Here is a 14,461-nt window from a genome sequence, read left to right as displayed (position 1 = left end):
CTCACATCCCCCGCACCGCCCCCGCCAGCCGTGTCCCCGCCGCGGCTCGCGGGCCGTTGTCCGGGACCGGTCGTCGTCGCGGATGCACCGCGTTCGTCAGCAGCACCAGGAACGTGTCCGTCGCCGGGTCCAGCACCAGCGACGTACCTGTGAAGCCCGTGTGTCCGGCCGCCCCGCGCCCCGCCAACTCCCCCATGAACCAAGGCTGGTCGAGCGCGAAGCCCAGGCCCGGCGGGGTGAACAGCAGCTCGACGTAGTCGGGGCCGAGGACGCGGGCCGTACCGTACGAGCCGCCCATGAGCAGCGTGCGGCAGAAGACCGCCAGGTCGCGGGCGGTCGAGAAGAGGCCGGCGTGGCCCGCGACGCCGCCGACGGCCCAGGCGTTCTCGTCGTGGACCACGCCGCGCAGCATGCCGCGGTCCGCCTTGGCCCAGGGTCTTCGCTGGTCCTCGGTGGCCGCCGCGGCCGGGCACGGCCCGAAACGGGTCGCCGTCATCCCGAGCGGCCGGGTGATCCCCTCCCGTACGAGGACGTCGAGCGGGCGCCCGGTGATCCGCTCCAGGACGTGCTGGAGGAGGAGCATGTTGAGGTCGGAGTACGTCTGCTCCTCGCCCGGCTCCGACACCGGCGCCTCCGTCCGCAGCAGGTCGAGCCGTGCCGCGTTGCTGCGGCAGTCGTACAGCGGGAGTTCGGGGCGCAGCCCGGAGGTGTGAGTGAGTAACTGCCGTACGGTGATGCCGTGTTCGGCCGCGGCCGTGAAGTCCGGGAGGTACGCCGCCACGCGCGCGTCGATGCCGAGCGTGCCGCGTTCCAGTTGCTGGACGGCGGCGACGCTCGTGAAGAGTTTGGTGAGGGACGCGAGGTCGAAGGGTGTGTGCACGCTCGCCGGAACCCACGCGCTGCGCGGCAGTTCGATGCCGCGGCCGGTGTCCTCGTCGTAGGCGGCGTACCGCACCGCCCAGCCCGCCGCCTCCTCGACGGCGACCACGGGGCCGCGTCCGGCGAGCACCACGGCGCCGGCGGCCCAGGGCGGGTCCCCGGTGGTGAGTTCGCGGACCTCCCGTACGAGTTGAGCCAGTTCATCGGGATCGAGCCCGGCACGTTCCGGTGTGCCGGGGCGCAGTCTCGGTGCGCTCAGCTGTCTTCCCCCTTCTTCTCGGCTGCGCTCGAAGAGGGGGGAGGACCCCCACCCTTCAGGTCCGCGCGTCGCTGCCAGGGACGGCACAGTCCCATGAAGCAGCCCACGGCCACCAGCGCGCAGGCCAGTTGGACGACGGCCATCGGGACGGCCGTGTGCTCGCCGGCGATGCCCACCAGGGGTGTGGCGATCGCGCCGACGAGGAAGGAGGAGGTGCCGAGCAGGGCGGACGCGGAGCCGGCGGCGTGCGGGGTGCGCATCAGGGCGAGCGCGTTGGTGTTGGGCAGGCACAGGCTCATCGCGGACATCAGCACGAACAGGCCGACGGAAATCGGTACGAGGCCCACCTCGCCGAAGACTCCCGCCGCCATCAGCAGCAGCGCGGCCGACGCGGCGGTGACGATCGCGAGTCCGGCCGTGAGCACCTTGTCGAGGCTGACCCGGCCGACGAGGATCTTGCCGTTGATCTGGCCGAACAGCACGAGGCCGACCGAGTTGACGCCGAAGAGGATGCTGAACGTCTGCGGAGAGGCGCCGTAGATCTCCTGGATCACGAACGGCGAGGCCGAGACGTACGCGAAGAGTGCGGCGAAGGCGAAGCCGCCGGTGAGCATGTAGCCGGTGAAGACGCGGTCCGCGAGCAGCCCGCGCATGGTGCGCAGGGCTTCCGCGACGCCTCCGCTGTGCCGTTGTCCCGGCGCGAGCGTCTCGGGCAGCAGACGCCAGACGACGACGGTGAGTACGACGCCGACGGCCGTCAGGATGTAGAAGACGCCCCGCCAGTCGGTGATCCGCAGTACCTGTCCACCGATGAGCGGCGCGATGATCGGCGCGACTCCGGAGATCAGCATGAGCGTGGAGAAGAACCGCGCCATGTCCACGCCGTCGTACAGGTCGCGTACGACGGCCCGCGCGATCACGATCCCGGCCGCGCCCGCGAGCCCCTGGAGCAGCCGGAAGGCGACGAGCAGTTCGACGGTCGGCGCGAACGCGCAGACGGCGGTGGCGACGATGTAGACCAGCAGCCCCACGATCAACGGCCGCCTGCGCCCCCACTTGTCGCTCATCGGCCCGACGACCAACTGCCCGAGCGCCATCCCCGCGAGGCACGCGGTGAGCGTCAACTGCACGGTGGCCGCGGGTGCGTGGAGTGAGTGGGTGACCTCCGGAAGTGCCGGGAGGTACATGTCCATGGAGAGCGGCGGTACGGCGGTGAGGCCACCGAGGATGAGCGTGACGAGCAGGCCTACGGAGCGGCGGGCGCCCGGCGATGGCACGCCGCGCTGCACGCCCGATGGGGGTACGGGCGGTGCGTCCCCCGATGCGGATGCGAGTGCGGATACGGGTGCCGGGGTCGCGTCCGCGGCGGTCGCTCCCGCGACGGAAGCGATCGCCGCGCCCGGCATGCGCCCCTTTCCGCCCTCCTGACCACCCTGTCCGCCCTCGTCCCGTCTCGTACCGCCCTGCTCGGGCATATGCCCCTCCCTGTCGGTTGAACGCTGGACCTATGCTCTCAGCTCGTACAGGGTGGCGAATCACAGATCCGTGGAGCGAGGGGTCGGGGATGGCGGAAGTGGCGGCAGAACGCGTGCGCTGGGGCGTGCTGGCGACCGGCGGGATCGCGGCGGCGTTCACGGCGGATCTGGTGGATCTGCCGGACGCGGAGGTCGTGGCGGTGGCGTCACGGACCGAGGAATCGGCGAAGGCGTTCGCGAACCGGTTCGGGATACCCAGGGCGTACGGCGACTGGGGCGCCCTCGCGACTGACGAGGACGTGGATGTGGTGTACGTCGCGACGCCGCACTCGGCACACCGGGCCGCGGCCGGGCTGTGCCTGGAGGCGGGGCGCAATGTGCTGTGCGAGAAGGCGTTCACGCTCAACGCGCGTGAGGCCGAGGAGTTGGTCGCCCTCGCGAAGGAGCGCGGCAGCTTCCTGATGGAGGCCATGTGGATGTACTGCAATCCGCTGATCCGGCGCCTCAAGGAGCTCCTCGACGACGGCGTCATCGGTGAAGTCCGCACGGTACAGGCCGACTTCGGCCTGTCCGGCCCCTTCCCGCCCACGCACCGACTGCGCGACCCGGCGCAGGGTGGTGGCGCACTGCTCGATCTGGGCGTCTATCCGGTGTCGTTCGCGCACCTGCTGCTCGGGGAGCCCTCGGAGGTGGTGGCGAGGGCGGTGCTCTCCGACGAGAGTGTCGATCTCCAGACGGGAATGCTGCTCTCTTGGGAAAGCGGCGCCCTCGCTTCGCTGCACTGCTCTCTCGTCGGCGGCACGTCCACCTCCGCCTCGGTCACCGGGTCCGAGGGCCGTATCGACATCCCGTACGGCTTCTTCCACGCCGACCGCTTCGTACTGCACCGCGACGGCCGCGACCCGGAGGAGTTCACCGCGGCCGACGCGACAAGGGCCAGCCTCAAACACGAGGCCATCGAGGTCATGCGCTGCCTGCGCGCGGGCGAGACCGAGTCGCCCCTCGTCCCCCTGGCCGGCACCCTCGCCGTGATGCGGACGCTCGACGCGGTACGGGACCGCATCGGCGTCCGCTATCCCGGAGAGCTCGGTCAGCAGGACCTCACCCCTGCTTGAGCCCCTGGTCCCCCACCTCGGTCACGAAGGACGCGGCCGTGGTGATCGGTGCCCCCGGCGTCGTCACCGCGTTCACCGTCTTGAAGTCCACCTGCGCCGCGTCCTGCCCAAGCGCAACGGTCACATACCCCCGCTGCCCGTTGTAGTGCTTCATGTGCGGGTTGGCGGCCAGATACCCCGCCCAGTTGGGCGGCTGCGCGGCCCCGTTCTGCCCGCTGGAGATCGACGTGGTAACGATCTCCGTCCCCACCGTGCGCGAGTTCTGGTTGTCGAAGTCGCGCTTGATGTCGAACCCGTACGACACATGGACGTCACCGGTGAGAACCATCAGGTTCTCCACACCCGCCGCCTCAGCACCCTTGAGGAGACGCTCGCGGGAGGCCGGGTAACCGTCCCAGGCGTCCATGCTGCGGGTGGTGTTGCCGGGGGTGGCGTTGTTGCGGCGGGCGAAGACGACCTGCTGCGGGAGGACGTTCCACAGCGCGTTCGACTGCTGCCAGCCGTCGGTCAGCCAGCGCTCCTGCTCCAGGCCGGGCATGGTCTGCGACGCGGCCTCGGACTCGGGCGTGGGCGTCTTCCAGCCGTCGCCGTTGGCCTGGTTGGTGCGGTACTGCCGGGTGTCGAGGATGTCGAACTGGGCGAGCCGGCCCCAGCTCAGCCGCCGGTAGAGCCGCATGTCGGGCCCCTGCGGCTGCTGCGGACGGCGCAGCGGCTGGTTCTCCCAGTACGCGCGGTAGGCGGCGGCGCGGCGCAGCAGGAACTCCTCCGGCGGTACGTCGTTCTCGGGGTTGTCGTCCGCGTAGTTGTTCTCGGTCTCGTGGTCGTCCCAGGTGACCACGAAGGGGTGCGCGGCGTGCGCGGCGCGCAGATCCGGGTCGGACTTGTAGAGGGCGTACCGCAGCCGGTAGTCCTCCAGCGTGACCGTCTCGCGGTTGAAGACGTCGGGCAGAGTGCGGTCCTTGTAATTGCGGGCGCCGCCGACGGAGTTGACGGCGTACTCGTAGAGGTAGTCGCCGACGTGGAAAACGATGTCGACGTCGTCCTCGGCGAGGTGCTGGTACGCGGTGAAGTAGCCGTCGTGGTACGCCTGGCAGGAGACGGCGGCCAGCGTCAGTTCGGCTACGCGGGCGCCGGACGCGGGCGCGGTGCGCGTACGGCCGGTCTCGCTGACCCAACGGCCCGTACGGAAGCGGTAGTAGAAGGTGCGGTCGGGGGCGAGGCCGCCCACCTCGACATGCACGGCGTGGTGGAACTCGGGGTGCGCGGCGGTCGTCCCGCGTCTGGCGATCCGGCGGAACTTCGCGTCGTGGGCCAGCTCCCACTGCACGGAGACGCGCTGCCGGGGCAGTCCGGAGTCGGCTTCGAACGGGGCCGGCGCGAGGCGGGTCCACAGCAGTACGGAGCCGGGCTGCGGGTCGCCGGAGCCGACGCCGAGGGTGAAGGGGTCGTCGGTGATCTTCGCGGCGTCGAGTTCGGCGGCACCGGCCACGCCCGCGGTCGGCAGGTTGGTGGCGAAGGCGAGCGCGGCGGCGGCGCCGGTGACGGTGAGGAAGCGGCGCCGGCCGAGGTGACGGGCGGCGGCGCGAAGCTCGGGGGCGTGCCGTGAAACGCTTTCCTGCGGCGGTAGTTGACGGGCTGCGGGTGTCATCTGGCCCTCCCCTGACGGTTGTTGTACAACGCATTGGAGTGGCCGGGGTCGACGGCAGCCTGTCGCGTACACAACAGAGGGATGGCCGAAGGATGAGTTCCGGATGGCGGGCCCTCCCCTACGCTGCGGGCCCATGAACAACAAGGAAACGAAGATCGCGCTGGTCACCGGAGCGGGCTCCGGCATCGGCCGCGCCGTGACCGTGGAACTCCTGCGCACCGGCTGGTCCGTGGCGCTCGCGGGCCGCCGCACACAGACCCTGGAGGAGACGGCAGCCCTGGCGGAGAAGGGCGCCTCCCTCTGCGTACGCGCCGACGTCTCACAACCCGACGACGTGGCCGGACTCTTCGCCGTCGTGCGCAAGCGGTTCGGGCGGCTCGATCTGCTCTTCAACAACGCGGGTACGTTCGGCCCTGGCGGCGTCCCGTTCGAGGAACTGCCCTACGACGCCTGGCGCCACGTGGTCGCCACCAACCTCGACGGCGCGTTCCTGTGCGCGCAGGCGGCGTACCGGCAGATGAAGGAGCAGGACCCGCAGGGCGGCCGGATCATCAACAACGGTTCGATCTCCGCGCATACGCCCCGCCCGCACTCGGCGGCGTACACCGCGACCAAGCACGCGCTGACGGGCCTCACCAAGTCACTGTCCCTGGACGGCCGTCCGTACCGGATCGCCTGCGGTCAGATCGACATCGGCAACGCGGCGACCGACATGACCGAGCGCATGCGGACCGGAGCCCTGCAGGCGAACGGCGAGATGGTTCCGGAACCCGTGATGGACGTCGCGGATGTGGCCCGGACGGTGCGGCACATGGCGGAGCTGCCGCTGGAGGCGAACGTGCAGTTCGCGACGGTTCTCGCGACGACGATGCCGTTCACCGGTCGCGGCTGAGAGCGCCGTAAGCGGAATCTGCACAATCGGAATGAAAACATCCGGTGCGTTCAGGCCGGTGGCAGGCTTATGCTCGACACTCCTCCACCAGAGCTTCACATTTGGAGCACGAAACTTCCTGATCCACATTCAAGGGGGATGGGGGGTGGGCAGCCGTTCCGGGCCGCACGGATGGGGTGGGCTTCCGCGCGGGACCGCGGGAAGACCCGGCCACGGAACGGCTGCCCCGTAGACGAACGCCGACGCCCCCGCGTGACGAGACGGGTCAGCGGGCCAGGAGTCGTCGATCTCGGTCAACTGCTCTGCGGTGAGCGGGCCTTGGGTGCATGGCAGGCTTGCGGTATGAGCGATCACGACGGCGCGGCGGCCCCGGCCACGTACGACGACATGTGGGACACGGTGGGCCGCCTCCAGGAGTGGCTCGTACGGGCGCAACCCGCGCGTCCTCCTCAAGAGGCGCTGCTCCTGCGGATGTTGAAGCTCTCCGAGGAGGTCGGTGAGGTCGCCGAGGCGGTCATCGGCGCCACCGGGCAGAACCCGCGGAAGGGTACGAGCCACTCCTGGGACGACGTCCAGTCGGAGCTGTGCGACGTGATCATCACGGCGGCCGTCGCGTTGCGCACGCTGACACCCGAGGCTCGTGAGGTCTTCACGAGCCACTTGGAGCAGGTACGCAAGCGTTCGCTCGGCCCGGGTCAGCTCCCCTGACGCCCGCCCCTCAAAAGTTGATCATGTGTCCGGCGAGTCCGTGGACCGCCTCCTTGACCGCCTCGCCGAGCGTCGGGTGGGCGTGGACGTTGCGGGCCACCTCATGGACGGTCAGGTCCCACTGCTGGGCGAGGGTCAGTTCGGGGAGGAGTTCGGTGACGTCGGGGCCGATGAGGTGGCCGCCGAGGAGTTCGCCGTACTTCCCGTCGCTGATCAGTTTCACGAAGCCGGTGGCGTCGCCCAGGCCGTGCGACTTGCCGTTCGCGGTGAAGGGGAACTTGGCCACCTGGACGTCGTAGCCCTGCTCGCGGGCCTGTGCCTCGGTGTAGCCGAAGCTGGCGATCTGGGGCTGGCAGTAGGTGGCGCGCGGGATCATCACGTACTCCAGCTCCATGGTCTCCGCGTCCGCGATGGTCTCGGCGGCGACGATGCCCATCGCCTCGGCGGCGTGCGCGAGCATCAGCTTGGCGGTGACGTCGCCGATGGCGTAGATGTGCTCGACGGAGGTGCGGCAGCGGCCGTCGACGTCGATGGCGCCGCGGTCGGTGACCTGTACGCCGGTCTTGTCCAGGCCGTAGCCCTCGATGTTCGGGGCGAAGCCGATCGCCTGGAGCACCTTGTCGGCCTCCAGCACCTGCTGGGTTCCGTCCTTGGCCGTCACCGTGACGCGGACCTGAGGGCCGGACTCGTCGATCGCGTCGACGCGGGTGGAGGTGAGCACGTCGATGCCCAACTTGCGGTACTGCTTGGTGAGTTCGGTGGAGACCTCGGTGTCCTCCAACGGCGTCATACGGTCCAGGAACTCGACGATCGTGACCTTCACGCCGTAGTTGTGCAGGACATAGGCGAACTCGACGCCGATGGCCCCGGCGCCGGCGATCACGATCGACTGCGGCAGGTCCTCGGCGAGGATCTGCTCCTCGTACGTCACCACGCGGGAGGTGCGGCGGGTGCCGGGCAGCAGCTTGGGGGTGGCGCCGGTGGCGATGATGCAGTGGTCGAAGGCGAGGGTGCGGGTGTTGCCGTCGTAGTCGGCGACCTGGAGGGTGTGCGCGTCGAGGAAGGTGCCGCGGCCGCTGAACTCCGTGATCTTGTTCTTCTTCATCAGGTAGTGGACGCCCTTGACCCGGCCGTCCGCGACCTTGCGGCTGCGCCGGTAGGCCTCGCCGTAGTCGAAGGAGACCTCACCCTCGACCTTGATGCCGAAGGTCTTGGCCTCGCGGGTGACGATGTGCGCGAGTTCGGCGTTGCGCAGCAGGGCCTTGCTGGGAATGCAGCCCACGTTCAGGCAGACGCCGCCCCAGTACTTCTCCTCGACCACCGCGACGCGCCGGCCCAGCTGGGCGGCGCGGATGGCGGCGACGTAGCCGCCGGGACCCGCTCCGAGTACGACGACATCAAAGCGCTCGCCCTGCTCGTCCATGGGGGTGTCCTTTCCGATGAGGGATGGCGACCCGGCACCGCGCCGTGACCGCCCTCGTCCTCAAAACAGCATGCGTCATCAGGCCCGGCGGCCCGTCACCCCGGTCACCCGGGCGGCGCAAGCGCGCCCCCGTCAGGGGCGCGGGAAACCGCGCGACCAGCCACGACTGCCCCGCAGCCGAGACGCGCCCTCTCGAGGGGGGTCTGGGTCGCTGTTGCTGACACAAGGCACAAACAACGGTCCGCAGGACCGGGCGCACCTCCTGCCGCCCTGGTCCTGCGGGCATGGTCCCGAGGGCATGCCCTGCTGCCCTGGTCCTGCGGGCGTGGGCCGGGAAACACTGTCCCGCATGGATTTCGAACCCGAAAAGCTGCCGTCTGTCCGGTATCTCGACCACTGCCCCTGGGTGTTCGCCGACGAGGCCACCGAGGAGCAGCGGGCCGCGCAGCGGAAGCGGCAGGAGGCGATCGGTGGGGAGTGTGAGATCGGTGAGCGGTGTTACGTCGCCGACTCCGCGGCGGTGTTCACGGACCGGCTGTGGCTGGGGGACGACTCGTACATCGCCGCGCATGCCTATGTCACCGGGGAGTTGACGACCGGGGCGGACTGCACGCTGAACCCGTTCAGCGTGGTGCGCGGCACCGTGACGCTGGGGAACGGGGTGCGGATCGGCGCGCACACCTCGCTGCTCGGCTTCAACCATGGCATGGCCCCCGATCGGCCGGTGTTCCAACAGCCGCACACCAGCCGGGGGATCACCGTCGGCGACGATGTGTGGATCGGTTCGCATGTGGTCGTGGTGGACGGGGTGACCATCGGCGATCACTGTGTGATCGGCGCGGGGGCGGTGGTGACCAAGGATCTGGCGGACTGGACGGTGGCCGCCGGGAATCCGGCACGGCCACTGCGCGACCGGCGGGACAACGCTGCACGGCCGTCCCGCACGGACCATGCCCATGCCAGTGACCCCCTGGCCCGGTTCGCCGACACCGCCCGCGCTCAGGTGGCCGACATCCTCGGCCGGTGCTGGGACGGTGAGAGGTACGTCGACCGCCCCGGCAAGGCGCCCACCGTACGGGCGCACTGCGACGCAGTCGAGATCGCCGACCTTCTGCTGGGCACCGTCCCCGGCCAGTTGACCGCCGACGAGCATGCCGAGCGTCTGAGGGGTGTCCAGGACCCGTACACCGGACTGGTACCGGAGTTCGACGAGCCACTGCCGACGGCGGACGAGGACGGCTTCATCGGCGAAGGTGCCGCCCTCTACCACGTACTGTCCGTCGGCTACGCCCTCGATCTGCTCGGCACCTCCTTCCCGCATCCGGTGCGCGGCGTACGGGAGATGACGGCGCGCCAACTGGTCGCGCGCCTGGAGGAATTGCCCTGGCGGGACGGTGCGTGGGGTGCCGGGGCCTGGATCGATTCCTGGGCGACGGCGGCCCATTGGAACCTGCGGCACGCAGACGTCGGCGGTGACCGTCCCGGCGTCGAACAGGGCGCGCTGGAGACGCTGTTCGGCTGGCTGCTGACGAGGGCCGACCCGTGGACCGGGATGTGGGGCAGCCCTTCGCCCGAGACCGGCCGGCTCCAGGTCGTCAACGGCTACTACCGGCTGACGCGCGGCTCGTTCGCCCAGTTCGGGCTGCCGGTTCCGCATCCGGAGCGGGTCGTGGACGCGGTCCTGGACCACGCCCGCGACGCCCGTTACTTCGGAGCGGGGCAGGAGAATGCCTGCAATGTGCTGGACGTCGCCCACCCGCTGTGGCTGTGCACCCGGCAGCTCGGCGAGGGTACGGGGACGGGCGGTTACCGATCGGCCGAGATACGCACCTGGGCCGAGGGGCAGTTGGCCGCCGCCCTGCCGCGCCGGCAGGACGGCAGGGGCTTCGGCTTCGGTCCCGGTTCCGCCGGTCCCGGACCGGAACCAGGGCTCCAGGGCACCGAGATGTGGCTGGCCATCATCTGGCTCCTCGCCGATCTGCTGGGCCGTTCCGACACCCTCGGCTACCGCCCACGCGGCATCCACCGCCCGGAGCCGGCCCGTGCCCTGACACCGTAGCGGCGTACCCGATCAAGGAATATCTCGAACGAGGCGCCGGTTGGGGCTGCTGCGACAGGTTCGTACGACAGTGCACAGCGTTCGGAGGGAATCGGAGCCTATGACGGACAGCGTCACAACCGGGGTTCGCAGCAGTTCGCCCAAGGAGGCGGTCGGACGGTACGGCATTTGGAGTGTCGGGCTGCGGTCGGAGGATCCGGCCCAGCGGGGCGAGCTTGCCGAGGCCGCCGCCGAGCTCGAACAACTCGGCTTCGGAGCCGTCTGGTTGGGCGGCAACAGCGCGGCGCAGCACGCAGTTCCGCTCATCGAGGCGACCTCGCGGCTGACCGTGGCGACCGGCATCCAGAGCATCTGGCAGTACGAGGCCGCCGACACCGCCGCGCGGTTCGCCGAACTGGACGCGGCGCACCCAGGCCGGTTTCTGCTCGGACTCGGGGTGAGTCACGCCAAGCTGGCGGACCAGTACCGGCGCCCGTATGCGTCCATGGTCGGCTATTTGGACGCCCTGGACGCGGCCGGAGTCCCCGCCGAGCGCCGGGTCCTGGCCGCCCTCGGCCCCAAGATGCTGAAGCTGTCCCGCGACCGCGCCGCCGGCTCGCACCCGTACCTGGTCACCCCCGAGCACACTGCGGACGCCCGCGAAATCTTCGGCGAAGTCCCGCTGCTGGCACCGGAGTTGAAGGTCGTCCTGGAGACGGACCCGGACCGCGCGCGCTCGCTCGCCCGCGACAGCCTCGCCATGTATCTCACCCTGCCGAACTACACCAACAGCTTCCTGCGGTTCGGCTTCACCGAGGACGACTTCGCGGACGGCGGCAGTGACCGGCTGATCGACGCGCTCTTCGCCTGGGGCGACGACGATCGCATCCGCGAGCGGATCGACGCCTTTTACGCCGCCGGCGCGGACCACGTGGCCTTCCAAGTCGTCACCGACCAGGACCGCTCGGGCCTCCCGCGCCCCGAATGGCGCCGACTGGCCGGGCTGTTGGCCTGACGGCGACGGGGGTTCCTCGCCGTCTGTCGGGTGTGAGCCCGTGGTCCCGTTCCAGGAACGGCTGGGCGACGACTGGGCAACGGTCGCCGCATTCGCTGGAGCAGGCTCGGCACGGGATGTGACGGTGAGGCGCATGAAGTCGCGTATCGCCTTGTCGGCCGTCGCCGCGTGTGTCGTGCTCGCCCCGCTCACCGGATGCGGCGGCGACGGAACGGGCCGTGAGCCGTCCCCCTCGGACGGTGGTGCGTCGGCCGCCCCGGTCCCCAGCGCGCCGGCCGAGAGCCGCGCGCCGACGCCGGGGAAAGGGTCGAAGGACCCCGACGACATCAACGGCGACGGGCATCGCGATCTCCTGGTTCCCGTCCAGATCGGCGAGGAGCCGGAAACCTCCGGCAGCGAAGAGCGGCTCGGTGTCGTCTACGGATCGGCCAGGGGACTCGATCCGGCGACCCGCACGGTCTACGGCCGCGGTGACCTGGGCCTGCCCGGTCTGCCGCCGGGGCAGGCCGGTCCCGACAGCGTTTACGGGCAGTCCATCGTCACCGCCGATCTGGACGGTGACGGCTTCGCGGACTTCGTCACGAGCGTCGCGAGGGAGGAGGCAAAGGAAGGGCAGATCTGGGACCAGCGCACCGTCCCGTACGTGGCGTGGGGCAGCCCATCCGGACCCAGGACAGGTGCCGAGGCCACCGAGGTACGGCTGCCGCAGAACGTGTCCAAACTGGGCGTAGGCCCCGTGGAGCGCGGCGACTTCGACGGCGACGGGCACCACGACCTCGCGGCACTCGCGCAGAACGAGTCATCGCTGGTGGTGCTGTACGGCCCGTTCACGCGCTCGGGTGTGCCCACGCGCACCGACACCAGCCTGCCCTGGTCGGACGGCGCGCTCATCGCGGACGACATCGACCCGACGGGCAAGCCCCGCGCGACCTCTCTGCTGCTCCAGGGCACGAACGACGGCGAACAGTCCGCCAACACCCTCTACTCCGCCCGCCGCGGCGAGGGCCCGTCCGCGAACGTCAGACAACTGCGCCGCGGAAACGCCCACGCCTGGGGCGACTTCGACGGCGACGGACAACGCGACGTGACCATCGGAGACGACGGCGGCCGCAACAACGAGCCGGGCTACGAGACAGAGGCCCCCGAGGTCGACGGATCGCTCACCGTGTACCCCGGCAGCGACGCCGCACCGGTCACCCACCGCCTGCCCGAGGCACCCGATGACCGGAAATCCGACTACGGCCCGGGCGACTTCGCGGCCGCCGACCCGGATGGCGACGGCCGCGACGGCATCCTCGTCGCCACATACGAGAACGCCACACTCATCGACGGCGACAAACGCACCCCGGTCCTACGCGAAGGACCGGCAAAGGCCGACGGCAAGAAGATCCCGGCGAAATGGCGCCACGCCCGGCCGGCGGGAGCCGCCGACTTCGACGCCGACGGCAAGGACGAACTGATCCTCAACTGGGCGGCAGACTCACTGTTCGGAATCTACGGCGAGCACCCCACCCACTGGTGGATCACGGATGGCACGACACCCCGCGACAAGACGTCCTTCACGACGACGGGCTTCGCCCCGCCCGGCTCCTGAGGACTGGACTGCCGGGCGGGGCTGGATCCCGTGGATCCCGTGGGGGCTATTCCGCGTAGTACGTCGCGTCCTGCCGGTCGAGAGTCGTACTGATCGGCTGGATGTGGAGCAGGTTCTCGTAGTGCCGGATGTAGCGGCCCGGGAAGTTGTACGACTCGAAGGAGACGCCGCTCGCGGAGTCGGCCAGGCCCGCGCGCCGCGAGAAGCTGGCGTCGTTCTTGAAGGTGCTCGACCCGTCGTTCTTCTCCACCCACAGCTCGTAGTTCTTGTGGCGCAGGAAGTAGCCGGGAAAGTTCGCCGACTCCAGCGAGACGGTGCCGCTCCCGGCAAGACCGGCAACCACGCGGAACTGCGAGTCCGCAAGATTCGTGACGTTCGGCTCGAGCTTCGCCCGGTACTCCCAGTGCCGGATGTACCGGTCCGGGAAGTTGTACGAGGAGAACCGGACCGGAGTCAGGCCGTCCGCGACCGGGATGCCGAAGTTGGGCGTGCCGTCGGCGTTCCAGTACAGCTTCTGGTAACGGGTGCGCCGGTTGGGGTCGTTGAGCGGATCGCCGCTGATGTCCTTGTAGTTGCGGTCGTGGTAGACGATCACGTCCGACTTGCCGTCCTCGGAGACGGTGAAGCAGTTGTGGCCGGGCCCGTACTGCCCGGTGGCGTCGTTGCTCCTGAGGACAGGCTGCGAACTCTTCGTCCAGGAGGCAGGGTTGAGCAGATCGGCCGAGGCGGAGGCGGTCAGCAGGCCGAGGCAGTAGTTGGCGTCGGTGGCGGCGGCGGAGAAGGCCATGAAGACCTTGCCGTTGCGTTGGATGACGGCCGGGCCCTCGTTGACGCGGTGGCCCACGGTCTCCCAGGCGTGCGTCGGCGTGGAGATCCGTACCGGAGTGCCGGAGATGGTCCACGGGTTGGACAGCTTCGCGAGATAGAGGTTGGTTCCGCTGCCCACGGCCGGATCGGTCTGAGCCCAGCTCAGATAGCGGCTGCCACCGACGACGAAGGTCGTCGCGTCGAGCGAGAAGGTGTCCAGCGGCAGGGCGATACGCCCCTTCTCCGTCCAGGTCCCGGTCAGCGGGTTGGCGGAGCCGCTCTCCAGGACGTACGGCCGGATCTTCCAGATGTCGTCGGCGGCACCGGCGGCGAAGTAGATGTACCACTTGCCACCGATGAAGTGGATCTCCGGCGCCCAGATATGGGCGCCCATCTCACCGCTCGAGTGCTTGGTCCAGATGGTGGTCTCCGAGGCGGTCGAAAGGCCCTGGAGGGTGGTGGCCCGGCGCATCACGATCTTGTCGTACGCGGGCACGGTGGCGGTGAAGTAGTAGTAGCCGTCGGTGTGTTTGTGGATGTGCGGGTCGGCGCGCTGCAGGGCGATCGGGTTGGTGAAGGTCACGGCGGGCGAGGCGGGGGCGGCGGCG

11 protein-coding genes are annotated in these 14,461 nt (G+C 69.9%); 6 read left to right on the top strand and 5 right to left on the bottom strand.

Features of this window, described 5'->3' with window-relative positions; all coding sequences use genetic code 11:
- Window position 1: 1 nt before the first annotated feature.
- Together G6048_RS40625 and G6048_RS40620 are read right to left on the bottom strand one after the other, a co-directional pair.
- On the bottom strand, window positions 2-1,138 hold the full coding sequence (locus tag G6048_RS40625; RefSeq protein ID WP_235990954.1) for a serine hydrolase domain-containing protein: 1,137 nt from the start codon (window positions 1,136-1,138) through the stop codon (window positions 2-4).
- Window positions 1,135-2,613, bottom strand: a complete 1,479-nt coding sequence (locus G6048_RS40620; RefSeq protein WP_235990953.1) for a Bcr/CflA family multidrug efflux MFS transporter — start codon at window positions 2,611-2,613, stop codon at window positions 1,135-1,137. The genes G6048_RS40625 and G6048_RS40620 overlap by 4 nt, the downstream gene beginning before the upstream one ends.
- A gap of 89 nt (window positions 2,614-2,702) precedes the next feature.
- Between G6048_RS40620 and G6048_RS40615 the strand changes: the two genes are divergently transcribed.
- Complete coding sequence (locus G6048_RS40615) at window positions 2,703-3,728, top strand: Gfo/Idh/MocA family protein (RefSeq protein WP_165344626.1); 1,026 nt, start codon at window positions 2,703-2,705, stop codon at window positions 3,726-3,728.
- Here the strand turns inward: G6048_RS40615 and G6048_RS40610 are convergent.
- Window positions 3,715-5,376, bottom strand: coding sequence for an alkaline phosphatase D family protein (locus G6048_RS40610; RefSeq protein ID WP_165344625.1), 1,662 nt, complete (start codon window positions 5,374-5,376; stop codon window positions 3,715-3,717). The two genes, G6048_RS40615 and G6048_RS40610, sit on opposite strands and share 14 nt — an antisense overlap.
- 133 nt (window positions 5,377-5,509) lie before the next feature.
- Here G6048_RS40610 and G6048_RS40605 point away from each other — a divergent pair, with 133 nt between their 5' ends.
- Both G6048_RS40605 and G6048_RS40600 read left to right on the top strand, forming a co-directional pair.
- Window positions 5,510-6,268 carry an SDR family oxidoreductase gene (locus G6048_RS40605; protein WP_165344624.1) on the top strand — a complete coding sequence of 253 codons (759 nt, stop codon included), beginning with the start codon at window positions 5,510-5,512 and terminating at the stop codon, window positions 6,266-6,268.
- A 342-nt stretch (window positions 6,269-6,610) separates the two neighbouring features.
- Window positions 6,611-6,976, top strand: a complete 366-nt coding sequence (locus G6048_RS40600) for a MazG-like family protein (protein ID WP_165344623.1) — start codon at window positions 6,611-6,613, stop codon at window positions 6,974-6,976.
- A gap of 10 nt (window positions 6,977-6,986) precedes the next feature.
- Here the strand turns inward: G6048_RS40600 and lpdA are convergent, their stop codons facing one another.
- Window positions 6,987-8,399, bottom strand: a complete 1,413-nt coding sequence (gene lpdA / locus G6048_RS40595) for a dihydrolipoyl dehydrogenase (RefSeq protein WP_165344622.1) — start codon at window positions 8,397-8,399, stop codon at window positions 6,987-6,989.
- Between the two features lie 349 nt (window positions 8,400-8,748).
- Here lpdA and G6048_RS40590 point away from each other — a divergent pair, with 349 nt between their 5' ends.
- The 3 genes from G6048_RS40590 to G6048_RS40580 all read left to right on the top strand — a co-directional run bounded on the left by G6048_RS40590 (window position 8,749) and on the right by G6048_RS40580 (window position 13,046).
- Window positions 8,749-10,458, top strand: coding sequence for an acyltransferase (locus tag G6048_RS40590; protein WP_165344621.1), 1,710 nt, complete (start codon window positions 8,749-8,751; stop codon window positions 10,456-10,458).
- 100 nt (window positions 10,459-10,558) lie between these two features.
- Complete coding sequence (locus G6048_RS40585; RefSeq protein ID WP_165344620.1) at window positions 10,559-11,452, top strand: LLM class F420-dependent oxidoreductase; 894 nt, start codon at window positions 10,559-10,561, stop codon at window positions 11,450-11,452.
- 133 nt (window positions 11,453-11,585) lie between these two features.
- Window positions 11,586-13,046: an FG-GAP repeat protein gene (locus G6048_RS40580; protein WP_165344619.1), complete on the top strand. Its 1,461-nt coding sequence runs from the start codon at window positions 11,586-11,588 to the stop codon at window positions 13,044-13,046.
- Between the two features lie 46 nt (window positions 13,047-13,092).
- Here G6048_RS40580 and G6048_RS40575 read toward each other — a convergent pair.
- Window positions 13,093-14,461: family 43 glycosylhydrolase (locus G6048_RS40575; RefSeq protein ID WP_165344618.1), on the bottom strand; the 1,369-nt coding region annotated here is incomplete at its 5' end.

Origin of the sequence: Streptomyces ureilyticus, assembly GCF_011045025.1 — a bacterium.
Classification (GTDB): domain Bacteria; phylum Actinomycetota; class Actinomycetes; order Streptomycetales; family Streptomycetaceae; genus Streptomyces; species Streptomyces ureilyticus.
This window is presented reverse-complemented; position numbering and strand designations above follow the sequence as displayed.

Coding starts and splice junctions, on each gene's coding strand:
- lpdA (WP_165344622.1), bottom strand. CDS start 8,399: ATGGACGAGCAGGGCGAGCGCTTTGATGTCGTCGTACTCGGAGCGGGT.
- G6048_RS40580 (WP_165344619.1), top strand. CDS start 11,586: ATGAAGTCGCGTATCGCCTTGTCGGCCGTCGCCGCGTGTGTCGTGCTC.
- G6048_RS40585 (WP_165344620.1), top strand. CDS start 10,559: ATGACGGACAGCGTCACAACCGGGGTTCGCAGCAGTTCGCCCAAGGAG.
- G6048_RS40620 (WP_235990953.1), bottom strand. CDS start 2,613: ATGCCCGAGCAGGGCGGTACGAGACGGGACGAGGGCGGACAGGGTGGT.
- G6048_RS40605 (WP_165344624.1), top strand. CDS start 5,510: ATGAACAACAAGGAAACGAAGATCGCGCTGGTCACCGGAGCGGGCTCC.
- G6048_RS40600 (WP_165344623.1), top strand. CDS start 6,611: ATGAGCGATCACGACGGCGCGGCGGCCCCGGCCACGTACGACGACATG.
- G6048_RS40615 (WP_165344626.1), top strand. CDS start 2,703: ATGGCGGAAGTGGCGGCAGAACGCGTGCGCTGGGGCGTGCTGGCGACC.
- G6048_RS40610 (WP_165344625.1), bottom strand. CDS start 5,376: ATGACACCCGCAGCCCGTCAACTACCGCCGCAGGAAAGCGTTTCACGG.
- G6048_RS40590 (WP_165344621.1), top strand. CDS start 8,749: ATGGATTTCGAACCCGAAAAGCTGCCGTCTGTCCGGTATCTCGACCAC.